A 21,308-nucleotide genomic window follows, 5' to 3' on the forward strand; every position below is an offset into this window, starting at 1 on the left:
AGCCTAGCGTCCCCCAGCACGAGGGCGGCCACGCGCTCCTGGGCCTCGGTGGTGCGCGGGAACTTCGACGGGACCGGCGTGCCGGGGCCCGTCGCGGCAGGTCCGACGCCCGTCCACGGCCCGAAGACCATGATGCCGACGAACGCGGGGTGCTCCTGCGCCAACGCCAAGTGCAGGTACTGGGTACCCGCGAGGTCCGCGTCGGTCCTGTCCGCGCACCACGACTGCGGCGCGGCCTCGGACAGCAGGAACAGTTCCTTGCCCGGCGCACGCTCCTCCAGCTTCGTCATGCGCGCGTCCAGTGCCTCGTAGCCCACGCAGTACTCGTCGAAGCCGACCCAGTCGACGGCGGCGGGCACGCGGAAGGAGTCGTCGACCCGGATGCCCGCCTCGATCAGCATGACCTTCTTGTCCGGGAACGTGTTCTCGATCTGCTGGGCGGAGAACTCGACGTCCGCGAAGCGCGCCGTGGTGGAACGGTTCGTCCTGCAACGCGAACCCGGCCACCCGGTCGAGGTACGGCCGCACCTTCTCCGCGAGCACCTGCCAGCGGGCAGCGGCGTTCGGGTACAGGGGGCAGCCGGCCGCGTCGCAGTCGAAGAACTCGTTGCCCGTGTGGACGACGCAGCCCGCAGGAGCGCAGTCGCGCAGCACCTCGGGACGGTAGGCGTCGACGTCGCTGATCTGCACCCAGTTGAGGTTGCTGCGGCCGCGCACCTCGGGCAGGTGGTTGCCGCCGGCGGCGTTCAGCCGCGCGCCGAAGTAGCCGTAGTGGCGCAGCTGCGACCCGGGACGTTTGCGCAGGTCGTCGGAGTTCATCCGCTCGACGCGCAAGTCGTCGACGAGGCTCACGGTCCTGTCGTCGTCCGAGTAACGCCCGAGGTAGATCCACAACCGCTCGGTCGGGACCGCGGTGCCCAGCGTGATCGTCCTGCGCGTGCCGTTGACCGACAGGTCGAGCTGCGATCCAGCGAGCGTCAAGGTCACGTCGAACGAGCCGTCGTCGTGGGCCACGGCGAACGACGGCAGGTTCACCACGGGCTTGCCCGGCTGGAACAGCTGCACGCCTCCGTTGGCGCGCAACAGGAAGCCGAGGTCGATGTCCTGGTTGGACACATAACCCCAGCTGTTCGCCGAACGTCCCAGAGCGATCGACGACCAGTCACCGGACGTGCGACTGCCCGCCACCGGTGTCAGCTTCGCCGAGATCGACGACCCCGTGGACGGCGCGTCGAGCCGCACGGCCGTCGTGCCGAGGTGCATCGACAGCGCGCCTCGGTGGTTCGGGTGACCGACCTGCGCGAACCACGGGCGCGGCACGTCACCGGTGTTCCACCTGCCCGACACCCGGCTGTACGTGACGGCGCCGGTCCCCTGGCGCTGCTTGAGGTTGTCGTTGAGGCCGTAGGCCGGGTCGGCGTCCACGGCGTTGTCGAAGGTGTCGTGGAACGGTGCCGATGCGGCGTGCGCGCCCCCAGGCACGGCAACGGCGGCAGCCACCAGGGCGGCTACCGCCAGCAGTCGTGTGATCACGAATAGGTAGTCAACCAGAACGGGAGGCGCACTCCGCTCACGACAAGGTGTTCAACCAGTTCCGCAGGAGGTGCGCACCGGCGTCACCGGACTTCTCCGGGTGGAACTGCGTCGCCCACAACGGCCCGTTCTCGACGGCCGCCACGAACTCGTCGCCCGCGTGGTCCGCCCACGTCACCAGCGGCGGCCTGAGGTGCTCGGCCCGCTCCAGCTCCCAGCGGCGCACGCCGTAGGAGTGCACGAAGTAGAACCGCGTGTCCTTGTCGAGGCCCGCGAAGAGCTTCGAACCCTCGGGCGTGCGCACGGTGTTCCAGCCCATGTGCGGCACGATCGGCGCTTCGAGCCGCTCGACGGTGCCGGGCCACTCGCCGCAGCCCTCCGTCAGCACGCCGTGCTCGATGCCGCGGTCGAAGAGGATCTGCATGCCCACGCAGATGCCGAGCACCGGACGGCCGCCGGCGAGGCGCTCGCCGATGATCCGGGCGCCGCGCACCGAGTTGAGGCCTTCCATGCACGCCGCGTACGCACCGACGCCGGGCACGACCAGACCGTCCGCGTCCCGGGCGGCCCGATGGTCCGACGTCACCTCGACATCGGCGCCGACCCGCTGGAGTGCGCGTTCGGCCGAGCGGAGGTTGCCGGATCCATAGTCAAGTACGACGACACGTGCCACGCCCTCCAGGTTAGTCGGTCGGGACCGCGCCCTGCGTGACAGGGATGACCGGCAGGACGGTGTTGATCGGTTTCGTGCGCACGAGCCGGCGCCTGAGCATGACGAGCAGCGCGCACATCAGCACCAGGAGCACGCCGCCGACGAGGTAGTAGACCACCGCCGGGATGTGGAGCAGCACCGTCACCAACGCGGTCAGCACGAGCAACGGGAAGATCAACGCGAGCGGCCACAGCTTCGCGTGCGGTGCTTCCAGCGTCCGCAGCACGAAGTCCCCGCGGCCCTGTTCCGCGAGCTCGGCCACCTGCGCGACCTCCGGCAGTCCCGCCGAGCGGAAGAAGTCCGGGATCGCGTCACGGCCGTTCGCGAAGTCGCGGATGCGTTCGAGCGGGCCCTTGCGGCCTGCTGCCGGGTACAGCGCGGTGAGCTTGTCGATGGCGTCGAGCTGCCACTTCTCCTTCTCCCGCAGGTCGACCATGCCCGCGGTCACGCGGTCGAAGGACAGTCCGACCGGCCCCGACTGCTTCGCCTGCGCCGACAAGCGCAGCACCGCCTCGCGCGAACCCCACATCGAGGCCCGCCCGATCGTCGACGTGAACAGGTAGAGCAGCGCGGCCTCGTCGTTCCAGACGGCCAGCGCGGCGCCGTTCCCGATCTTGCGCACCCGGTTCGCCATGTACGCGGCCTCGTTGAGCTTGGTGCCCGGCGGAGGCAGCAGCACCGTGCCGGACTGCACCGGGACGAGCGCCGCGGGGCCCACGTTGCCGCTGTGCATGGACTTCTGCAGCTCGGCGGCGTTCAACGGGGTCCAGATCAGCATTCTCACGCCCAACATCATTCCTGGTCCGTCTCGCACGCTCGTGCAGACATGCCAAGTGACGTCACCGCAGCGCCCGGAGAATTCAGCGGACACCAATGCAGTTCACGTCGTGTCCGTGCCGTCGGCTCCGTCCACACCATACCGATCCGACGGCACGAGACACCCCTCACCCCTAGAGCGCGCGAGAAGGCGCGCCGGTCCAGTCATCCCCCATGACCGCGAACATGTTCCTTCACCCCCTGAAGAAACTCCGCACAGCACTCCCCAGCCCCACCACGTCGAGATCATGAGCCGCGTCATGGTCTTCGGCCGTGCCGTAGTTGCGGAGCTCTGCGTGCCGTTTGACACCTGTAGAACGAACGCGGTGCGGGATTTGTTGCAGTGTCTCGGACACGAGATGGGAGGAAGTTCCCTCCAGGTACGGCTCGACCAGCATCACGTCGGCGTGGTCCGTGTCCCGCACGGCCTTGCGCAGCCCGTCCGAGTCGAACGGACGGACCGTGGCCGCGTACAGCACCGTGACGTCCGCGTTCTCCGACTCGACGGCCTTGACCACGCGGTCGAGCATCGGCCCCACGGCGAGCACCACACCGCGCTTCCCGTGCCGGATGGTCGTGAACCCCTCGCCCACCGGATGCGCCTGGGCGTTCTCGTGCAACGAAAGTCTCACGTAGACGCGGTTGTCCTCCTTGAGCGCCTGCCGGAGCAGCGGCGTGACCTCGTCCGGGTGCCCAGGCACGTGAACGGTCCAGCCCGGAAGCGTGTCGAACAACGCGACGTCACCCGGCGACTGGTGCGTGCGGCCCCACGCCGGGTCGTCATAGGACGCTCCGATGCTCACGAACACCGCGCCCACGTCCTGATGCCCGATGTCGAGCTTGATCTGCTCGTACGGCCGTTCGACCAGGAACGGAGCATAGCTGTGCACGACCGGCCGCAGGCCCGCCAACGCCAGGCCGCTCGCCACGCCCACCATGGTCTGCTCGCGGATCCCGACGTCCACGACGCGTTCGTTCGCCTGCGGGAACTCGTTGCTGGAGATCACGGCCGTCACGACGGCGATCCGCGGGTCGGCGGCGATCTCGTCGTTGACCGTCTCGACGAAGGCTTGGCGCATGGTGGTCATCAGTAGCTCCTCTCGATCTTGGCGACCACCGCGTACGGGCGGTCGTGCGGCGCGGTGAGTGCGGCGAAGACGGCTTCGTGGTCACGGCCGTCGATCTCGGCGGTCTGCCACCCCTCGACGGCGAACCGCCGCGCGATGCCACCGGGCCAGCCGTACATCGCGGACTGGTTGTCGATCACGATCGTGGTGAGGTTCGCGACCTCGAGCCTGGCCGCCACCGCGATCGCCTCGTGGTTGCTGCCCTCGTCCAGCTCACCGTCGCCGACCAGCACGAACGTGCGGCCGCGGCTTCCGGCGATCCGCTGCCCGATGGCCGTGCCGACCGCGATGGGCAGCCCGTGGCCGAGCGAGCCGCTGCTGATCTCCGCGCCTCTGACGAGCACTCGGTCGGGATGCTGACCGAGCGGGCTGTCCCACGACGTCCAGTCGTCCAAAGTGGACTCGTCGATGAAGCCCTTCTCCGCCAGCACGGCGTAGTAGGCCATCGGCCCGTGTCCCTTGGAGAGCAGGAACCGGTCGCGGTCGGGGTCGTCGGCCGTAGCGGGCGTGACGTTGAGGACCTTGTCGTAGAGGACCCAGAGCACGTCGAGGGTGGAGGCCGCCGCCCACTCGTGCTTCTCGTCCCCGGACATCCTCGCGAAGAGCTCTGGTATCCGTTGCACCTCACCAACTGTTCAACCTCGACCAAGCTGGAGGTCAAGCGGTTACCATGATCCGGTGAGCAAGTTGCCGGAAATGCTGACCATCGGCCAGGTCGCCGAGCGCAGCGGCGTTCCCCACACCGCGCTGCGCTTCTACGAGGACAGGGGTCTCATCACGTCGGTCCGCACCACGGGCAACCAACGGCGCTACCTGCGCTCGGTGCTGCGCCGGCTGGCCTTCATCCGCACCGCGCAACGCGTGGGCCTCACCCTGGAGGACGTCCGCGACGCCCTCGCCCAACTCCCGGACAACCGCACGCCGACGAAGTCCGACTGGGAACGCCTCTCCCGCTCGTGGAAGACGGAGCTCGACGCCCGCATCGACGCCCTGTACCGCCTGCGCGACCGGCTCACCGGCTGCATCGGGTGCGGCTGCCTGTCGCTGCGCAGCTGCGCGCTGCAGAACATCGACGACGAGCAGGCCTCACACGGGCCGGGGGCTCCCCAGCTCAAGCCCGTCCTCGAGGGCGGCACCCTCTAGGAACTCCCGCACGGCGCGTGCGTAGCCCTCGGGGTCACCGTGAAAACCGGTGGACGCGCTGTGGTTTCCTGGGAACGAAATGGAAGACGAAAGAATGATCCGCCTCTCGAAGCGGATGTCCAAGGCGCTCCGGCACAAGCCCGAGCGCGTCGGCCTCACCCTCGACCCCGCGGGCTGGGTGCCGGTGGCCGACCTCCTGACCGCGCTCGGCATCTCCGAGGCCGACATGCACGAGGTCGTGGCACGCAACGACAAGAACCGGTTCTCGGTCGTGGGCGACCGCATCCGGGCGAACCAGGGGCACAGCGTCGAGGTCGAGCTCGGGCTGCCCACCGCGGTTCCGCCGGACCAGTTGTTCCACGGCACGGTCGCGCAGCACCTCGACGACATCATGCGTGACGGGCTCAGGCCCATGTCGCGCCACGACGTGCACCTCTCGCCCGACCGCGAGACCGCGCGGCGGGTTGGCGCGCGGCGTGGGCGGCCGTTGATCTTGGTCGTCGACGCCCAGCGGATGCACGCGGACGGGCACGAGTTCCGGATGAGCGCCAACGGGGTGTGGCTCGCACAGCACGTGCCGGCGCGTTACCTGAGCACGACGTGAAGCGCACCGTCGAGGACGGCTACGACATCATCGCGCAGCGGTACCTCGACTGGTCCGCGCAGATCACCGACGATCCTCGGCTGCGCTACCTCGCAACCTTCGACGAACGGCTGCCCGACGGGGCGAAGGTGCTCGAACTCGGCTGCGGTGCCGGCGTGCCGTGCGGCCGGAAGCTCGCCGAACGGCACGACGTGCTTGGCGTCGATCTGTCGCAGAGGCAGATCGACCTGGCTCGCGCGAACGTGCCGGGTGCGCGGTTCGAGAAAGCCGACATGACTGCGCTCGACTTCCCGGAAGGCGAGTTCGACGGCATCGCCGCGTTCTACTCGATCCTGCACGTGCCGCGCGCCGAGCAGCCCGCGCTCCTCGCGAAGATCGCGCGGTGGCTCCGGCCCGGTGGGCTGTTCCTCGCCTCGCTCGGCGTCGGCACGCCCGACGTCACCGAGACCTGGCTCGGCGTCGAGATGTTCTTCGGCAGCAACAGTCCCGACGTGAACCGCGCGCTGCTCACCGAAAACCTGGAGATCGTCGTCGACGACCTCGTCACCATGCACGAGCCGGACCCGGCGACGTTCCACTGGGTCCTCGCCCGCAAGGGCTAGAGCAGCCAGAGAACGGCGCCGCCCACCGCGACCAGGAGCAGCACCAGCAGGATGATCGCCAGGACCTTGGCGGTCTTCCACGTGGTGTAGACGCCACCGGCCAGGAAGCCCGCGAGGGCCAGCAGGCCGATGACGACGACTTCCTTCGGCATCAGAGAACGCCCTTGGTCGACGGGATGCCGCCGACGCGCGGGTCGGGCTCCGTCGCGACGCGCAGGGCGCGGGCGATGGCCTTGTACTCGGCCTCCGCGATGTGGTGCGGGTCGCGGCCATACTCGACGCGCACGTGCAGTGCGATCTGGGCGTGGAAGGCGAGCGACTCGAAGACGTGCCTGTTGAGCACGAACGGGTAGTTGCCGCCGATCACGAAGCTGTTGAACTGCTCCGGCTCGCCCTTGTGCACGGTGTACGGGCGGCCCGAGACGTCGACCGCGGCGTGCGCGAGCGTCTCGTCCATGGGGATCCAGCAGTCGCCGAAGCGGCGGATGCCCTTCTTGTCCCCCAACGCTTCCCGCAGCGCCTGGCCCAGCACGATCGCGATGTCCTCGACCGAGTGGTGGGCGTCGATCTCCACGTCGCCGGTCGCTCGGACGATCAGGTCGAAGCTGCCGTGCACACCGAACGCGGTGAGCATGTGGTCGTAGAACGGCACACCCGTGCTGATCTCGACCTGGCCGGTGCCGTCCAGGTCGATCTCCACGTAGACCGACGACTCCCTGGTGGTGCGCTCCACCTTGCCGACACGACTCACCGGCTGACCTCCTTGCTGGCCGCGAGGAAAGCGTCGTTCTCCTCGGGCGTTCCGATGGTCACCCGCAGGTGACCCGCGATTCCGACGTCCCTGATGAGCACGCCGTGGTCCAAATAGGACTTCCAGATCTCCCGCGCGTTCTCGAACCAGCCGAACAGCACGAAGTTCGCGTCCGAGGGCACGACCTGGAAACCCAGCGCCGCGAGCTCGGAGACCACCCGGTCACGTTCCGCGGCCAGCAGCGCCACCGAGCCCAGCGTCTCCGAGGCGTGCCGCAACGAAGCTCGCGCGGCGGCCTGCGTGAGCGCGGACAGGTGGTACGGCAGGCGCACCAGCTGCAAGGCGTCGACCACGGCCGGCGCGGCGGCCAGGTAGCCCAGGCGGCCACCGGCGAACGCGAAGGCCTTCGACATCGTGCGCGAGACGATCAGGCGCGAGCCGAACTCGTCGAGCAGCTTGATCGCGCTCTCCTGCGGGGAGAACTCCGCGTACGCCTCGTCGACCACGATCATGCCCGTGGTCGACGCGATCAGCAGCCTCAGGTCGTCCAGCGGGATCGACTGGCCCGTCGGGTTGTTCGGCGACGTCACGAAGACGATGTCCGGACGCGTCTCGGAGATCACCGAGACGGCCTTCTCCACGTCGAGCGAGAAGTCGGGACGGCGCGGCGTCGGCGACCACTCGGTGCGGGTGCCGGCCGCGATGATCGGGTGCATCGAGTACGACGGCTCGAAGCCCAGCGCCACGCGGCCCGGCCCGCCGAACGCCTGCATGACCTGCTGGAGGATCTCGTTGGAACCGTTGGCGGCCCAGAGGTTCTCCGACGTCAGCGGGATCGACGTGGCCTCCGAGAGGTACGCCGCCAGGTCCTCGCGCAACGCCACCGCGTCCCGGTCCGGGTAGCGGTGCAGCTCGCCGGCGATCTCGGCGACCGCGGCGACGACGTCGGCGGCCAGCGCGTCCGTCGGCGCGTACGGGTTCTCGTTGGTGTTCAGGCGGTACGGGACGTCGAGCTGCGGCGCGCCGTAGGGCGTGCGGCCGCGCAGGTCCTCGCGCAGGGGCAGGTCGGAGAGCTCCACCCGTGCGCCGATCACCGGCTTCATCGGGGGAACCTCGCCGTGACGGCCTGCCCGTGGGCGGGCAGGTCCTCCGCGTTCGCCAGCGCGACGACCTTGTCCGCCACCTCGCGCAGTGCTTCCTCGGAGTAGTCGATCACGTGGATGCCGCGCAGGAAGGTCTGCACGGACAGTCCGGACGAGTGCCGTGCGCAGCCACCGGTCGGCAGCACGTGGTTCGAGCCCGCGCAGTAGTCGCCCAGCGACACCGGCGCGTAGGCACCGACGAAGATCGCGCCGGCGGACCGGATCCGGTTCGCCACCACACGCGCGTCGCGCGTCTGGATCTCCAGGTGCTCGGCGGCGTACGCGTCGACGACCCGCACGCCCTCGTCCACAGAGGACACCAGGACGGTGCCGGACTGCTTGCCGCTCAACGCGGTGCGGATCCGCTCGACGTGCTTGGTCGCGCCGATCTGGCGCTCCAGCTCGGCGTCCACGGCGTCCGCCAGCTCGTCCGAGTCCGTCACGAGCACCGAGGCGGCGAGGGGGTCGTGCTCGGCCTGGCTGATCAGGTCCGCGGCCACGTGCACGGCGTCGGCGGACGAGTCGGCGAGGATCGCGATCTCCGTCGGTCCCGCCTCGGAGTCGATGCCGATCAGGCCGCGCAGCAGCCGCTTCGCCGCCGTCACGTAGATGTTGCCGGGACCGGTGATGACGTCGACGGGCGCCAGTTCGGCACCGTCGGTGTCCACGCCGCCGTGCGCCAGCAGCGCGATGGCCTGGGCGCCACCGACGGCCCACACCTCGTCGACGCCGAGCAACGCGGCGGCGGCCAGGATCGTCGGGTGCGGCAGGCCACCGAACTCCGCCTGCGGCGGCGAGGCCACGACCAGCGACTCGACGCCGGCGATCTGGGCGGGCACGACGTTCATGACGACCGTCGACGGGTAGACGGCGAGGCCGCCGGGCGCGTAGAGGCCGACGCGCGCGACCGGCACCCACTTCTCCGTGACGGTGCCGCCGGGGACCACCTGGGTCGTCGTGTCGACGCGCTTCTGGTCGGCGTGCACGCGCCGGGTGCGTGCGATGACCTCTTCCAGGGCCTCGCGCACGGCAGGGTCCAGCGAGGTCAAAGCGGACGAGATCTCCGAAGCGGGCACACGGACTGAAACCGGACGAACGCCGTCGAACTTCTCGGTGTACTCCAGCGCCGCCTCGACGCCACGGGCCGCGATCGCGTCCACCATCGGCCGCACGTGATGCAGAACCGCGTCCACGTCCACCTCGGCGCGCGGCACGATGGCGCGCAGCTGTGCGGGAGTCGTGGTGCGACCTCGCAGGTCGATGCGGTTCAGCATGTCCCACAGCCTAGTTCCTGCGGAAATCTGTCAACGGTCAGCCCGCTATCGGCGCTACTCAGCCTGTGACGCCCCGGCCACGCTCGGTCGAGCACCACTCCGTCGCAAACCCCTGCTGATGATGGAGGACCCATGTTCACCAAGAGCCGCGGCAAGATCGCCGCAGTGCTCGCGATATGCCTGCCCGTGCTGGTCGCGGGCATGGCGACGCCCAGCACGGCCGACTCCGGCCGCTATCTGCTGGAGGTCACCGCCAACACGTCCGCCGAACGCACCCAGGTCGCCCAGATCGGCGTCGACGTGCTCGGCGCGACGAAGCTCACCACGGTCTCGGTCGTCGCGGACAAGTCCCAGTACCGCGCCCTGCAGGCGACGGGACTTCCGATCAAGTACCTGGGCGACTTCGAGCAGGAGCTCAAGAAGCTCGGCAAGGTCCAGTTCGCCGACCCGCAGCCCGGCCAGATCGGCACGCTGGACTTCCCGGCGGGCTACACCGGCTACCACAACTTCGCGGAGACGACCGCGGAGCTGCAGCAGACGGTCCGCGACCACCCGACCCTGGCGAGCCTGCGCAGCATCGGCAAGAGCTTCCAGAACCGGGACATCTGGGCGCTCAAGGTCAGCGACAACGTGGCCTCGGACGAGAACGAGCCGGAGGTGCTGCTCGTCTGCGGCCAGCACGCCCGCGAGCACCTGACCGTCGAGCAGTGCCTGCAGATCATCAAGCGCTACACCGACAACTACGCCAACTCGGCGATCAAGAACCTCGTCGACAGCCGCGAGGTCTGGATCGTCCCGATGATGAACCCGGACGGCGCCGAGTACGACATCGCCACGGGTTCGTTCCGCGGCTGGCGCAAGAACCGCCAGGGCAACGGCACCGACCTCAACCGCAACTGGGGCTACAAGTGGGGCTGCTGCGGCGGTTCCAGCGGTAGCACGACGTCCGACACCTACCGCGGCCCGTCGGCGTTCTCCGCGCCGGAGACCGCCCGCATCCGCGACTTCGTGAACTCGCGCGTGGTCGGCGGCACCCAGCAGATCAAGACGTTCATCGACTTCCACTCGTTCTCGGAGCTCGTGCTGTGGCCGTACGGCTACACCCGCAACGACACCGACCCCGGTCTCAACGCGGACGAGGCGCGCGCGTTCCAGACGCTCGGCCGGCAGATGGCCGCCACCAACGGCTACACGCCGGAACAGGCGAGCGACCTGTACATCACCGACGGCAGCAGCGACGACTGGATGTGGGGCCAGCACAAGATCTGGGCCTACACCTTCGAGATGTACCCGAGCAGCGGCGGCCTCAACGGCTTCTACCCGCGTGACACGGTCATCGCGGCGCAGACGTCGCGCAACGACCGCGCCGTCGACCTGTTCATGAGCTACTCGGACTGCGTGAAGCGGGTCATCAACCAGACCTGCTGATCCGTTCCAGCGCCTGATCGATCTCTTCGTGGGTGACGAAGTAGTGCGGGGAGGCCCGCACTACTTCGTCCAGGCCCCTCCTGGTCATGTCGAACATCGTCGACGCGCGCTGCGACACCGTCACGGCGACGTTCTCCCGCCAGAGCCGGTCCTTGAGCTCCGTCGCCGGCACCCGGTCGCTCGTGAACGTGACGATGCCCGCCTGCCGTTCACCCAGGTCCCGCACGGTGATCCCGTCGATGTTCGCGAGGCCCTCGCGCAAGCGCCTGGCACGGTCCGCGACCTCGGCCTCGATCACGTCCAGGCCCTTGGCCAGCGCGTACTTCGCGGCGGCGATCAACCCCAGCCGGTCCGCGACGCTGTACTCCCACAGCTCGAACACCCGCGCGTCGTCGCGCGGCTCGTAGCGGTCGGGCGCGACCCACTCCGCCGCGCTGTGGTCCATCAGACGGGGCCGCAACCGTCGCCGCACGTCGTTCCGCACGACCAGCGCGCCCGTGCCGCGAGGGCCGCGCAGCCACTTGCGGCCGGTGCAGACGAGCATGTCGTAGTCGAGGCCGCTCAGGTCGAGCTGGCCGGTCGACTGGCAGGCGTCCAGCAGCACCAGGGCGCCGACCTCGTGGGCCTTCGCGGTGACCTCGTCGACCGGGTTGACCAGGCCCCCGTTGGTGGGGACGTGCACGAGCGAGATCAGCTTGACCCGTTCGTCCAGCTCCAGCGCGCCGACGTCGACCTGCCCGTGCCGGTCGGACGCCATCACCTCGATCGTCGCGCCGGTCTCCTCGGCGCGGCGCAGCATCGGCACCGCGTTGCCGCCGTACTCGACCTCGGTGACGAGGATCCGGTCGCCCTTCGCGAGCGGGACGGCGTCGAAGGCCGTGAGCCACGACCTGGTCGCGCTGTCGGTGAACGCGACCTCGGACGGCTCGCAGCCGAAGAGCCCGGCCAGCACGCCGTAGCCCGCCTCGACGTCGTCACCGCGTTCCGCGGCGGCCCGGTACCCGCCGATCTCGGTCTCCCGGCGCAGGTGCCCGACCACCTCGTCCACCACCTCGGTGGGCGGGATCGAGGAACCGGCGCTGTCCAGGAAGATCAGGTCGCTCACCCGCCCCACTGTGCCACCATCGAGGTCATGGGGGATCGAACTTTCGGTTACAGCGCACAGGTGCGGCCGTTCCTGTGGGTGTTCGTCGTCTTGACACCGCTGGAAGTCCTGCTCGTGGAGCTGATCGTGCCGTGGTTCTGGCTGCGGGCCGTGCTGCTCGTGTTCGGTGTGCTGGGGGCGGTGCTGCTGGGGTGGCAGATCTGGATGCTCCAGAAGTTCAAGCACTCCGTGGACGACGAACACCTGTGGCTGCGGTACGCGCGTGAGTTCGAGTACGGGATTCCGTTGGCGGCCATCGAAAGCGTGACGCAGGGCACGACCAGCCGGTCGCTGCACCGGACCCGGTCCGTTGTGGACGGCACGCTCGTCCTGGAGATCTCCGGCTCCACCAACGTGTCGCTGCGCCTGAACGAACCGCAGGAGGTCGACCTGGGCCGACGTGGCGCGCACGACGTGACGAAGGTCGAGTTCTGGGCGGACGACCCCGGCGGCGTGGTCCGGGCGCTGCGAAAATAGGCTCAGCGCCATGGTGGAGATCCCCTACGGCAAGCGCATGAAGCCGCGGTACGTGCGGTTCCTGATCATCACGGCGGTCGGGATCGCGCTGGTCGCGTTCGGCCTGGACATCCCGTGGCTGCTCATCACGCTGATCGTCCTGGGCGTGCTGAACACCGTCGTGTGCGTGGGCGCTCTCTACGTGTTGACGAAGCAGCCGCACACCGTGTCCGCCGACGAGTTGCGGCTGCGGCAGCTGGGGTTCTTCGACTGGCGCATCCCGACCGAGGACCTCGGGCACGCCCAGGTCGCCGAACGCACCCACAAGGGCCAGCGCAGCGTCGAGGTGATCGGTGACGCGCTCGTCATCCAGTCGCTGACCAGGACGAACGTGTCCGTGCCGTTCCACGAGCCGCAGCTCGTCGACCTCGGCAAGACCGGAGCGCGGCAGGTCGAGCGCGTCGAGTTCTGGGCGGACGACCCGGAGCGCGCCGTCCGCGAGATCAACGCCCGTACTACTTAGGCTCCCACTTCTCCAGGTTCCACCACGGGCCCCAGGTCAGCGCGCCGTAGGAGTTCGGGTCGACCACGGGCTGGTAGCCGTTCCACGAGTCGCGCATCACGTACGCGTGCTCGGGGAAGACCAGCACCGCCATCGACGGCGCCGCGACGAACGCCTGCTGGAAGAGCTTGTACGCCACCGCACGCTGGGCCGGGTCGATCAGCCTGCGGCCGTTCTCGAGCGCGGCGTCGGCGGCGGGACTGCCCTGGCCGCGCAGGTCGTAGAGCATCAGGTCCGGGTCGAACGGCGAGCCCTCGCCGTACAGCAGCGCGTCCTGGGTCATCCGCGGGCGGATCGCCTCCCACGACAGGCCCGCGAGCTGCACGTCGACGCCCACGGCCTTGGCGTCGGCGGCGAACGCCGTGGCCAGGTCCGCGCGCAGGTCGTCGCCCAGCGGGTACATCAGCGTGAAGCGGGCCGCGACACCCTCGCGGACCCGGATGCCGTCCGCGCCGGGCACCCAGCCGCCCACGTCGAGCAGCCGCGCCGCCTCGGCCTTGTCGAAGCGGAACCTCGCGGTTGGGTCGAACTCCTCGGCGAGCGCGTCCGGCACCGGCGTGTACGCGATGGTGCCCTTGCCCTCCAGCAGGCTGTCGATCATGGCCTGGCGGTTCGCGGCGAAGTTCAGCGCGAGGCGCACGGAGGCGTTGCCGGTGACCGGGTTGGCCGCGGGCAGCCGCACGGCGCGGTAGTCGGCGCTGCGGTGGTGGTTCACCTGCAGTCCGGACTTCCCGGCGAACTGCGTGGCGATCTTGGGCGGCAGCACCGTGCCGTCGAACTCGCCGTCCTGCATGCGGCGGGCGCGCTGGTTGTCGTCGGTGACGAAGACGACCGTCACCTTCTTGATCTTCGGCACGCCGTCGAAGTAGCCCTCGTTGGACTCCAGCAGCAGCCGGTCGCCCTTCTTCCACTCGGTGACCCTGTACGGGCCGGTGCCGACGGGCTTGCCGTCCGGGTTCGCCTGCTCGCTCGGCAGGACGCCGAGCACGAGCAGGTGCGGGAACGCGGCCTGCGTCTGCGTGAGGGTGAAGCGGACCGTCGACGGGCCGGTCTGCTCGACGCCCGCGAGGGTGCTGAACCGGTCCTTGACCGGGTTCCGCAGCGCCGCGGTGTAGGTGGCGACGACGTCCTCCGCGCCGAACGTGCTGCCGTCGGTGAACTTCACGTCGCCGCGCAGCTCGACCGTCCAGCTCAGCCCGTCCGCCGACGGCTGCGGCAGGTCGGCCGCGAGCTGCGGGGTCAGCGACCCGTCCTGGCGGTGCTCGACCAGCCCGTCGTAGATCTTCGAGACGCCCTGCGCGCCGTAGCCGAGCAGCGGGTTCAGCGTCGCCGGCTCGTCGCGGTCGGCCAGCACGATCGACGTGCCGTTCGACCCACCGTCCGGGCGGGGCGGGGCGGTTTCGGTGCAGCCCGCGACGGCCAGCAACACGACTAGGAGCAGTGGGGAACGCACGTTCGGACCCTACAGTGATCCCCATGCGGATCGCCGTGAGTCAGATCAGCTCGACCACCGACCCCCGCTCCAACCTGGAGCTGGTGCGCGACGCGGTGCGCCGGGCGGAGGGAGCCCGGGTCGTGGTGCTGCCCGAGGCGACGATGTGCCGCTTCGGCGTGCCGCTCGGGCCCGTCGCGGAGCCGCTGGACGGGCCGTGGGCCTCGGCGGTGCACGAGATCGCCGTCCAGCACGACGTCGTGGTGGTGGCGGGCATGTTCACGCCCGCCGGTGACCGGGTGAGGAACACCCTGCTCGTGACCGGGCCGGATCTGCACGTGGGTTACGACAAGATCCACCTGTTCGACGCGTTCGGGTTCCAGGAGTCGCGGACCGTCGAGCACGGGGCCGCACCGGTCGTCTTCGAGCTGGACGGCGTCACCCTGGGCGTCGCCACCTGTTACGACATCCGCTTCCCCGAGCTGTTCCGCGCGCTGGCCGACAAGGGTGCGTCCGCAGTGCTGGTCGGGGCGTCGTGGGGTGCCGGTGCGGGCAAGAAGGAGCAGTGGGAGTTGCTGGTCCGAGCGCGAGCGCTGGACTGCACGTCCTTTGTGGTGGCCTGCGGGCAGGCCCATCCCGGCGATCTCGGGGTCGTGGCGCCCACCGGGATCGGCTACTCGACCGTGGCCGACCCGTTCGGGAACGTCGTCGTGCAGCTGTCGGACCAGCCCTCCGACACGATCGTGGACCTGGACTTCGACGTGGTGACGCGGGCTCGCGAGGTTCTGCCGGTGCTGGCGAACCGGCGCTTGACCTCCAGTTAGGTTGAGCCTCCGCGGACGCATGTCCCTGCCCGAGTGCTCTGGCTTTGCTGGCGTCCAGCACTTCAGCGTCGAGCGGTGCGCACCGCGGGTGAAGGCCGCCGCCGAGGTCGGGTGACGGCGGCCGGGCGCTACTTCAGGTCCAGGCCGAGGTCCAACGCCGGCGACGAGTGCGTGAGGCCGCCCACCGCGAGGTAGTCCACGCCGGTCTCGGCGTACGCGCGGGCCACGTCCAGCGTGAGCCCGCCGGACGCCTCCAGCTTCACGCCGTCCGGACGCCGCTGGACTGCCTGAGCGCACTGCTCGGGCGTGAAGTTGTCCAGCAACACCAGTTCCGCGCCCTCGGCCAGTGCCTCGTCGAGCTGGTCGAGGCTGTCGACCTCGACCTCCATCAGCAACTCGGGGGCGTGGGCGCGAGCCGCGCGGATCGCGGCGCCGACCGAACCGGCCGCGGCGACGTGGTTGTCCTTGATGAGGATCGCGTCGCCGAGGCCCATGCGGTGGTTCACCCCGCCGCCGGCGCGCACCGCGTACTTCTGCAGCAAACGCAGGCCCGGCAACGTCTTGCGCGAGTCGCGGACGGCCGCGCCGGTGCCCTCGATCGCGCTGACCCAGCGGGCGGTCTGCGTGGCGATGCCGGACAGGTGGCAGATCAGGTTCAGCGCCGTGCGCTCGACGGTGAGCAGGCCTCGGGTCGGGCCGGTCAGCACGAGTGCCGGCTCGCCCGGCACTGCCTTGCCGCCGTCCTGCGCTTCGGAGAGCACCTCGATCTGCGGCAGGTAGCGCTGGAAAGCCGTGCGGGCAACGGAAACACCGCACAGCACGCCCGCCGCGCGAGGGGTGATCTCGGCCGTGGCGACGGCCTTCTCCGGCACCGTCGCCAAGGTGGTGGCGTCGAGGCCGTAGCGGAGGTCCTCCTCCAGCGCGAGCTGGATGACCCGGTTCGCGTCATCCCAGTCGATGTTCGGGTCGAAGGTCATGCGACACCCTCCGCGAGAACAGGATCGGCCAGCACGGGCTGACCGGTCGGGGTGAGCCGGACGAGCTGACTGCGTTGCCACGACTCGGAACGCTCGGTGAAGTCCGTGCGGACGTGGCAACCGCGTGACTCGGTGCGTTGCTGTGCCGCCGCGATCAGGGCGCGGGCGGCCATGGTGAGCGCCGCGTCCTCGACCAGTTCGCGCGACTCCAGCTGCTTGTCCACAGTGGACACGTCGAGCACCGAGCCGACGACTGCCAGGCCCTCGGCGTCGCGGCCGATGGCGGCGTAGCGGGACATCACGCGCTGCAGCAGGTCGCGGTCCGCCACCGGAGCGGTGGGCAGCGAGACCTCCGCGGTACGTGCGGGCGCGATCAGGCCGATCGCGAGGTCGGCGGCGACGGTCTCGGCGGCACGGGTGCCGCAGACCAGGCCTTCGAGCAGGCTGTTGGAGGCCAGGCGGTTCGCGCCGTGCAGGCCCGTGCGGGCGACCTCGCCGACCGCGTACAGACCGGTCACGCCGGTGCGGCCGTCGACGGTCGAGACCACTCCGCCGCAGGCGAAGTGCGCCGCCGGGGCGACGGGAATCGGGTCCACGGCCGGGTCGATGCCCACCGAGTTGCAGGCCGAGAACACGGTCGGGAAGCGCGTCGCCATGTCGTGCAACGCCGTCGCGTCCAGGAAGACGTGGTCGTCGACGCCGCCCGGTCCCGTCGCCATGTGCCGGGTGATCGCGGCCGCCACGACGTCGCGCGGGGCCAGGTCTTCGAGCGGGTGCACGCCTTTCATCACGCGGGCGCCCGTCGCGTCGATCAGCACGGCGCCTTCGCCGCGCACCGCTTCCGTGACGAGCGGGCAGCGGCCACGCGCGCCGCGACCCGTGTAGAGGACGGTCGGGTGGAACTGGATGAACTCGACGTCCGCGGCCAGCGCGCCGGCCCGCAGTGCGAGCGCGAGGCCGTCACCCGTTGCCACGGAAGGGTTCGAGGTCGCCTGGTACATCTGGCCGAGGCCGCCGGTCGCGAGCAGCACGGCGGGCGCGGTGAGCACACCGGGCACGCCGTTGCCGTCCAGCACCAGGAGTCCGGCGACGGCGCCGAGCGGCGTCTTCACCGCGTCGACCGCGATGTGGTTCTCCAGCAGGGGAACCCGTCCGTCCACAGTGGCCTTTAGTAGCGCGCGCTCGACCTCGGCACCCGTCGCGTCACCACCGGCGTGCACGACGCGGAACGCGCTGTGGCCGCCTTCGCGGGTGCGTTCGAGCAGGCCGTCCGGCTTCGCGTCGAACACGGCACCGCGCTCGCGCAGCCGGGCCACGGCCGCGGGACCGTCGGTGATGATCGCCGCGACGGCCGCGTCGTCGCAGAGACCCGCGCCCGCCGTCAGCGTGTCGCCGATGTGCTTCGCGACCGAGTCACCGGGGTCGTGCTGGTCCTCCATGACGACGGCGACGCCGCCCTGCGCCCAGCGGGTGTTGCCGTCGTCCCCCGCGGCCTTCGTGACGACCAGGACACGAAGTCCCAGCTCACGAGCCCGCAGCGCGGCGGTCAGACCCGCCACGCCCGTGCCGACCACGATCAGGTCGGCTCGCGCTTCCCAGCGCGCGGCCATCACTCACCGCCGCCGGGCTTGCCGATCTCGATCATGCGCTGCACGGCACCCTGGGCGCGCTTGGCGGTCTCCAGGTCGACGTGCACCTCGTCCAGGCCATCGCGCACGCACCGCAGCAGCGCGGCCGGCGTGATCATCTTCATGTAGGTGCAGGACGCGCGGTCGTTGACGGCGCGGAAGTCGATCTCCGGGGCGGCCTTGCGCAGCTGGTGCAGCATGCCGACCTCGGTCGCGACGAGCACCTTCTTCGCGTTGGTGCTGCGGGCCGCGGTGATCATGTCGCCGGTCGAGAGGATCTTGACCTTCTCCGCCGGGACGATGCCCTCGCCGCTCAGGTAGAGCGCTGACGTGGCGCAGCCGCACTCCGGGTGGATGAACAGGTCCGCGTCCGGGTTCGCAGCGGCGCGCTCGGCCAGCTCCGGGCCGTTGATGCCGGCGTGGACGTGGCACTCGCCGGCCCAGATGTGCAGGTTCTCGCGGCCGGTCTCGCGCTTGACGTGCGCGCCCAGGAACTGGTCCGGGCAGAACAGCACCTCGCGGCCGGCCGGGATCGAGCGCACCACGTCGACGGCGTTCGAGGACGTGCAGCAGATGTCCGTCTCCGCCTTCACCTCGGCCGTGGTGTTCACGTACGACACGACGACGGCACCGGGGTGCTGTGCCTTCCACTCGCGCAGCTGCGCGCCGGTGATCGAGTCGGCGAGCGAGCAGCCCGCGCGCTCGTCCGGGATCAGCACCGTCTTCTGCGGGGCCAGGATCTTCGCGGTCTCGGCCATGAAGTGCACGCCGCAGAAGATGATGGTCTGCGCGTCGGACTGCGCGGCGATCCGGCTCAGCGCGAGGGAGTCGCCGGTGTGGTGGGCGATGTCCTGGATCTCGGGCAGCTGGTAGTTGTGCGCCAGGATGACGGCGTCGCGTTCCTCCGCGAGACGCAGCACCTCGTCTCGCCACGCGGCGTTCGGCTCGACTCCGCCGTACACACCCGACGCGGTTCGCTCCACGATTGCGGTAGCGACCATCACTGCCTCCTCGATCCGGGGTTTTCGCCTACTGGTCGAAAACGTGGCCGATAGTATCAGCCGGGTGGCAGGTGTGGGGCACGAAGTTCTGGCCGCTGTGTTGCGGGTGAGAGGTGCGTCACTCCAGGTCATGCTGTGGGAGCGCGCTCGGGAACCGCACGCTCACCGCTGGTCGTTGCCGGGTGGCGAGCTGCGGGTGGACGAGGACGTCGAGTCCTCCATCCGCCGTCAGCTGGCCGAAAAAGTCGACGTGCGACAGTTGTCACACGTCGAACAGCTCGCCGTGTTCAGCGCACCGGACCGCGTTCCCGGTCCCCGCGTCGTGGCGACCGCGTTCCTGGGACTGGTCCCTTCGGACGTCGACCCGGAGGTCCCGTCGGACACGGCCTGGCACTGCGTCGAGAAGCTGCCCGCGATGGCGTTCGACCACGCCTCGATCGTCGTGCGAGCGCGGCACAGGCTGGGCTCGAAGCTGTCGTACACGAACGTCGGTTTCGCCCTCGCACCACCGGAGTTCACGATCTCCCTGCTGCGTGACCACTACTCCGCGGCCCTGGGCTACCGCGTGTCCGCGACGAACCTGCAGCGCGTGCTCTCCCGCCGGTTGTTGCTGGAGCCCACGGGGGGCACCGCCCCCCCCGGCCCGTCCGGCGGCCGCCCCGCCGCCCTGTTCCGGTTCAGCGCCAAGGGAATCAAGGTGACTGATCCGTTCGCCGTGCTGAGGCCGCCGGGATCCGGCCGTCCAGCAGGCGGAGGTGGCACCACGTAACGTTGCACGCGTGGCAGAGACGCTTCCGTTGTTCCCCCTGGGCACAGTGCTGCTGCCAGGGGCTTCTCTGCCGTTGCACATCTTCGAACCCCGCTACCGCCAGCTCGTCGTCGACCTGATGACCGGCTCGCTGTTCGGCAGGACGTTCGGCGTCGTGTGCATCAAGCAGGGCTGGGAAATGGGCGCCGACAACGTCCGCTCACTGCAGGACATCGGCTGCTCGGCGGACCTGCTGGACGCCCGCCCCCTGCCGGAGGGCCGCTTCGACATCGTGACGCGCGGGGTGCGCCGGTTCCGGCTGCTCGACGTCGACACGACCACGGCGCCGTACCTGCTGGCCCACGTCGACTACGTGGACGACGCTCCCGTGCCGGAGGCGGCTCTGGAGGTCGTGCCGATTTTGGAGCGCGGGGCGCGGGCTGCTCATGAGCGGTACTGCGGGGCCGCCTGGCATCGGGAGGACTGGTCGGCGCCCGAGGACGACGTGTCCTTGGGGGATCTGTCGTACCTGCTGGCCGCTGACTGCCTGTTGCCGGTGGAGGATCGGCAGCGGTTGCTGGAGGAGAGGTCGCCGGCTCGGCGGTTGCGGTTGGTGCGGCGGATGTTGCATCGGGAGACCGGGATCTTGTCCGCGTTGAAGGCTGTTCCGGTGCCGTTGACGGAGTTCGGGCACGTGCCCAGTCCCAACTAGCTGCCGGGGTCGGGGGCCGGGTGTGGCTTTGGGCTGCGGTCGGGCGGGAGCTTCGGGCTGCGGTCGGGCGAGAGCTTCGGGGTGGCGGTCGGGCGAGAGCTTCGGGCTGCGGTCGGGCGAGAGCTTCAGGGTGGCGGTCGGGCGAAAGCTTCGGGCTGCGGTCGGGCGAGAGCTTCAGGGTGGCGGTCGGGCGGGTGCATCGGGCTGCGGTCGGGCGAGAGCATCGGGTGGCGGCCGGGCGGAAGCGTCAGGCAGCGGTCGGGCGAGAGCATCAAGCAGCGGTCGGGCGAGAGCATCAGGGTGCTCGGGTTCGGCGGCGGGGTTTCGGGGGCGCACGCCGAAGGGCGGAGGCCTGGGCGGCCGGACGCCAGCGCTGAGCGGGTGAGGAACGAGCGCGGCGCACCGCGGAGCAGGTCGGGTCAGCGCACGCGCCTGCGTCTCCAGCCACCGCGCCGTCCCCCTCCAGCCACCGCGCCGTCTCCTTCCAGCCGCCGTGCTCAGCCCCGCGAGCCACCGCCCCATCCCCTCCAGCCACAGCGCCCCAGCTCGTCGAACCGCCTGGCGTCAGCTCGTCGAGCCGCCCGCGTCCGCCTCGAGCTGCCCCGCCCCAGCTCCTCAAGCCGCAGCGCCAACCTCCCCGAGCTGATCGCGCCGTGCCCGCCGAGCCGCCGCGGTGAGCCGAAGCGCCAGCC

General features: G+C 70.1%; 23 protein-coding genes. 9 read left to right on the top strand and 14 right to left on the bottom strand.

What is annotated here, in order from left to right; genetic code table 11:
* Positions 1–3: 3 nt before the first annotated feature.
* The 5 genes from IEY88_RS32245 to IEY88_RS32265 all read right to left on the bottom strand — a co-directional run bounded on the left by IEY88_RS32245 (position 4) and on the right by IEY88_RS32265 (position 4,781).
* Positions 4–1,533 (bottom strand): hypothetical protein, encoded by a 1,530-nt coding sequence (locus IEY88_RS32245; protein ID WP_189158670.1) that lies wholly within the window; start codon positions 1,531–1,533, stop codon positions 4–6.
* A 37-nt stretch (positions 1,534–1,570) separates the two neighbouring features.
* Positions 1,571–2,206: an imidazole glycerol phosphate synthase subunit HisH gene (hisH, locus tag IEY88_RS32250; protein WP_189158671.1), complete on the bottom strand. Its 636-nt coding sequence runs from the start codon at positions 2,204–2,206 to the stop codon at positions 1,571–1,573.
* Positions 2,207–2,216: 10 nt separating this feature from the next.
* The gene (locus IEY88_RS32255) at positions 2,217–3,029 is read right to left on the bottom strand and encodes a hypothetical protein (protein WP_189158672.1); all 813 of its coding nucleotides are present in this window, start codon (positions 3,027–3,029) and stop codon (positions 2,217–2,219) included.
* A gap of 226 nt (positions 3,030–3,255) precedes the next feature.
* A complete protein-coding gene (locus tag IEY88_RS32260; RefSeq protein ID WP_189158673.1) occupies positions 3,256–4,149 on the bottom strand; it encodes a transketolase family protein in 894 nt (297 codons plus the stop codon).
* On the bottom strand, positions 4,149–4,781 hold the full coding sequence (locus IEY88_RS32265) for a thiamine pyrophosphate-binding protein (RefSeq protein ID WP_189158725.1): 633 nt from the start codon (positions 4,779–4,781) through the stop codon (positions 4,149–4,151). Before IEY88_RS32265 ends, IEY88_RS32260 begins: the two co-directional genes overlap by 1 nt.
* A 103-nt stretch (positions 4,782–4,884) precedes the next feature.
* Between IEY88_RS32265 and soxR the strand changes: the two genes are divergently transcribed.
* The 3 genes from soxR to IEY88_RS32280 all read left to right on the top strand — a co-directional run bounded on the left by soxR (position 4,885) and on the right by IEY88_RS32280 (position 6,537).
* Positions 4,885–5,331 (top strand): redox-sensitive transcriptional activator SoxR, encoded by a 447-nt coding sequence (gene soxR / locus IEY88_RS32270; protein ID WP_189158726.1) that lies wholly within the window; start codon positions 4,885–4,887, stop codon positions 5,329–5,331.
* Positions 5,332–5,410: 79 nt separating this feature from the next.
* Positions 5,411–5,935 (top strand): RNA 2'-phosphotransferase, encoded by a 525-nt coding sequence (locus IEY88_RS32275; RefSeq protein ID WP_189158674.1) that lies wholly within the window; start codon positions 5,411–5,413, stop codon positions 5,933–5,935.
* Positions 5,932–6,537: a class I SAM-dependent methyltransferase gene (locus IEY88_RS32280; protein WP_229693968.1), complete on the top strand. Its 606-nt coding sequence runs from the start codon at positions 5,932–5,934 to the stop codon at positions 6,535–6,537. Before IEY88_RS32275 ends, IEY88_RS32280 begins: the two co-directional genes overlap by 4 nt.
* Here IEY88_RS32280 and IEY88_RS32285 read toward each other — a convergent pair.
* From IEY88_RS32285 to hisD, 4 genes are read right to left on the bottom strand one after another with little or no spacing between them, the layout of a single operon-like run.
* The gene (locus tag IEY88_RS32285; protein WP_170176337.1) at positions 6,534–6,689 is read right to left on the bottom strand and encodes a CG2302 family histidine operon protein; all 156 of its coding nucleotides are present in this window, start codon (positions 6,687–6,689) and stop codon (positions 6,534–6,536) included. The genes IEY88_RS32280 and IEY88_RS32285 overlap by 4 nt on opposite strands.
* A complete protein-coding gene (gene hisB / locus IEY88_RS32290) occupies positions 6,689–7,288 on the bottom strand; it encodes an imidazoleglycerol-phosphate dehydratase HisB (protein ID WP_189158676.1) in 600 nt (199 codons plus the stop codon). The genes IEY88_RS32285 and hisB overlap by 1 nt, the downstream gene beginning before the upstream one ends.
* Positions 7,285–8,391, bottom strand: a complete 1,107-nt coding sequence (locus IEY88_RS32295; protein WP_189158677.1) for a histidinol-phosphate transaminase — start codon at positions 8,389–8,391, stop codon at positions 7,285–7,287. Before IEY88_RS32295 ends, hisB begins: the two co-directional genes overlap by 4 nt.
* Positions 8,388–9,704 carry a histidinol dehydrogenase gene (gene hisD / locus IEY88_RS32300; RefSeq protein ID WP_189158678.1) on the bottom strand — a complete coding sequence of 439 codons (1,317 nt, stop codon included), beginning with the start codon at positions 9,702–9,704 and terminating at the stop codon, positions 8,388–8,390. The genes IEY88_RS32295 and hisD overlap by 4 nt, the downstream gene beginning before the upstream one ends.
* Positions 9,705–9,836: 132 nt before the next feature.
* Here hisD and IEY88_RS32305 point away from each other — a divergent pair, with 132 nt between their 5' ends.
* Positions 9,837–11,132, top strand: coding sequence for a M14 family metallopeptidase (locus IEY88_RS32305; protein WP_189158679.1), 1,296 nt, complete (start codon positions 9,837–9,839; stop codon positions 11,130–11,132).
* Here the strand turns inward: IEY88_RS32305 and IEY88_RS32310 are convergent.
* Positions 11,116–12,237 (bottom strand): aminotransferase class V-fold PLP-dependent enzyme, encoded by a 1,122-nt coding sequence (locus tag IEY88_RS32310; RefSeq protein ID WP_229693969.1) that lies wholly within the window; start codon positions 12,235–12,237, stop codon positions 11,116–11,118. The two genes, IEY88_RS32305 and IEY88_RS32310, sit on opposite strands and share 17 nt — an antisense overlap.
* A 27-nt stretch (positions 12,238–12,264) precedes the next feature.
* Here IEY88_RS32310 and IEY88_RS44540 point away from each other — a divergent pair, with 27 nt between their 5' ends.
* Both IEY88_RS44540 and IEY88_RS32315 read left to right on the top strand, forming a co-directional pair.
* Positions 12,265–12,753, top strand: coding sequence for a hypothetical protein (locus IEY88_RS44540; protein ID WP_229693970.1), 489 nt, complete (start codon positions 12,265–12,267; stop codon positions 12,751–12,753).
* A 10-nt stretch (positions 12,754–12,763) separates the two neighbouring features.
* Positions 12,764–13,255, top strand: coding sequence for a hypothetical protein (locus tag IEY88_RS32315; protein WP_189158681.1), 492 nt, complete (start codon positions 12,764–12,766; stop codon positions 13,253–13,255).
* On the opposite strand, the gene IEY88_RS32320 is transcribed toward IEY88_RS32315, so the two are convergent.
* Complete coding sequence (locus IEY88_RS32320) at positions 13,248–14,747, bottom strand: ABC transporter substrate-binding protein (RefSeq protein ID WP_229693971.1); 1,500 nt, start codon at positions 14,745–14,747, stop codon at positions 13,248–13,250. The two genes, IEY88_RS32315 and IEY88_RS32320, sit on opposite strands and share 8 nt — an antisense overlap.
* A 23-nt stretch (positions 14,748–14,770) precedes the next feature.
* Here IEY88_RS32320 and IEY88_RS32325 point away from each other — a divergent pair, with 23 nt between their 5' ends.
* Complete coding sequence (locus IEY88_RS32325; RefSeq protein ID WP_189158682.1) at positions 14,771–15,550, top strand: carbon-nitrogen hydrolase family protein; 780 nt, start codon at positions 14,771–14,773, stop codon at positions 15,548–15,550.
* Between the two features lie 128 nt (positions 15,551–15,678).
* Here the strand turns inward: IEY88_RS32325 and nadC are convergent, their stop codons facing one another.
* Genes nadC through nadA form a run of 3 tightly spaced genes read right to left on the bottom strand, consistent with a single transcriptional unit; the run spans position 15,679 to position 19,156 of the window.
* The gene (gene nadC, locus IEY88_RS32330) at positions 15,679–16,527 is read right to left on the bottom strand and encodes a carboxylating nicotinate-nucleotide diphosphorylase (protein WP_189158683.1); all 849 of its coding nucleotides are present in this window, start codon (positions 16,525–16,527) and stop codon (positions 15,679–15,681) included.
* A complete protein-coding gene (locus IEY88_RS32335; RefSeq protein ID WP_189158684.1) occupies positions 16,524–18,137 on the bottom strand; it encodes an L-aspartate oxidase in 1,614 nt (537 codons plus the stop codon). Before IEY88_RS32335 ends, nadC begins: the two co-directional genes overlap by 4 nt.
* A complete protein-coding gene (nadA, locus tag IEY88_RS32340; protein ID WP_189158685.1) occupies positions 18,137–19,156 on the bottom strand; it encodes a quinolinate synthase NadA in 1,020 nt (339 codons plus the stop codon). Before nadA ends, IEY88_RS32335 begins: the two co-directional genes overlap by 1 nt.
* 73 nt (positions 19,157–19,229) lie before the next feature.
* Here nadA and IEY88_RS32345 point away from each other — a divergent pair, with 73 nt between their 5' ends.
* Both IEY88_RS32345 and IEY88_RS32350 read left to right on the top strand, forming a co-directional pair.
* Positions 19,230–19,925, top strand: coding sequence for an NUDIX hydrolase (locus IEY88_RS32345; RefSeq protein WP_268241274.1), 696 nt, complete (start codon positions 19,230–19,232; stop codon positions 19,923–19,925).
* 10 nt (positions 19,926–19,935) lie between these two features.
* A complete protein-coding gene (locus tag IEY88_RS32350) occupies positions 19,936–20,616 on the top strand; it encodes an LON peptidase substrate-binding domain-containing protein (RefSeq protein ID WP_189158686.1) in 681 nt (226 codons plus the stop codon).
* The last annotated feature ends 692 nt before the right edge of the window (positions 20,617–21,308 follow it).

Source organism: Lentzea pudingi, assembly GCF_014646255.1.
In the GTDB taxonomy this organism is placed as follows: Bacteria; Actinomycetota; Actinomycetes; order Mycobacteriales; family Pseudonocardiaceae; genus Lentzea; species Lentzea pudingi.

Bases quoted from the DNA above. Each gene is read 5' to 3' on its own strand.
- IEY88_RS32305 (WP_189158679.1), top strand. From the start codon at position 9,837: ATGTTCACCAAGAGCCGCGGCAAGATCGCCGCAGTGCTCGCGATATGC.
- IEY88_RS32335 (WP_189158684.1), bottom strand. From the start codon at position 18,137: ATGGCCGCGCGCTGGGAAGCGCGAGCCGACCTGATCGTGGTCGGCACG.
- hisD (WP_189158678.1), bottom strand. From the start codon at position 9,704: ATGCTGAACCGCATCGACCTGCGAGGTCGCACCACGACTCCCGCACAG.
- nadC (WP_189158683.1), bottom strand. From the start codon at position 16,527: ATGACCTTCGACCCGAACATCGACTGGGATGACGCGAACCGGGTCATC.
- IEY88_RS32265 (WP_189158725.1), bottom strand. From the start codon at position 4,781: ATGTCCGGGGACGAGAAGCACGAGTGGGCGGCGGCCTCCACCCTCGAC.
- IEY88_RS32315 (WP_189158681.1), top strand. From the start codon at position 12,764: ATGGTGGAGATCCCCTACGGCAAGCGCATGAAGCCGCGGTACGTGCGG.
- IEY88_RS32295 (WP_189158677.1), bottom strand. From the start codon at position 8,391: ATGAAGCCGGTGATCGGCGCACGGGTGGAGCTCTCCGACCTGCCCCTG.
- IEY88_RS32325 (WP_189158682.1), top strand. From the start codon at position 14,771: ATGCGGATCGCCGTGAGTCAGATCAGCTCGACCACCGACCCCCGCTCC.
- nadA (WP_189158685.1), bottom strand. From the start codon at position 19,156: ATGGTCGCTACCGCAATCGTGGAGCGAACCGCGTCGGGTGTGTACGGC.
- IEY88_RS44540 (WP_229693970.1), top strand. From the start codon at position 12,265: ATGGGGGATCGAACTTTCGGTTACAGCGCACAGGTGCGGCCGTTCCTG.
- IEY88_RS32260 (WP_189158673.1), bottom strand. From the start codon at position 4,149: ATGACCACCATGCGCCAAGCCTTCGTCGAGACGGTCAACGACGAGATC.
- soxR (WP_189158726.1), top strand. From the start codon at position 4,885: ATGCTGACCATCGGCCAGGTCGCCGAGCGCAGCGGCGTTCCCCACACC.
- IEY88_RS32275 (WP_189158674.1), top strand. From the start codon at position 5,411: ATGGAAGACGAAAGAATGATCCGCCTCTCGAAGCGGATGTCCAAGGCG.
- IEY88_RS32285 (WP_170176337.1), bottom strand. From the start codon at position 6,689: ATGCCGAAGGAAGTCGTCGTCATCGGCCTGCTGGCCCTCGCGGGCTTC.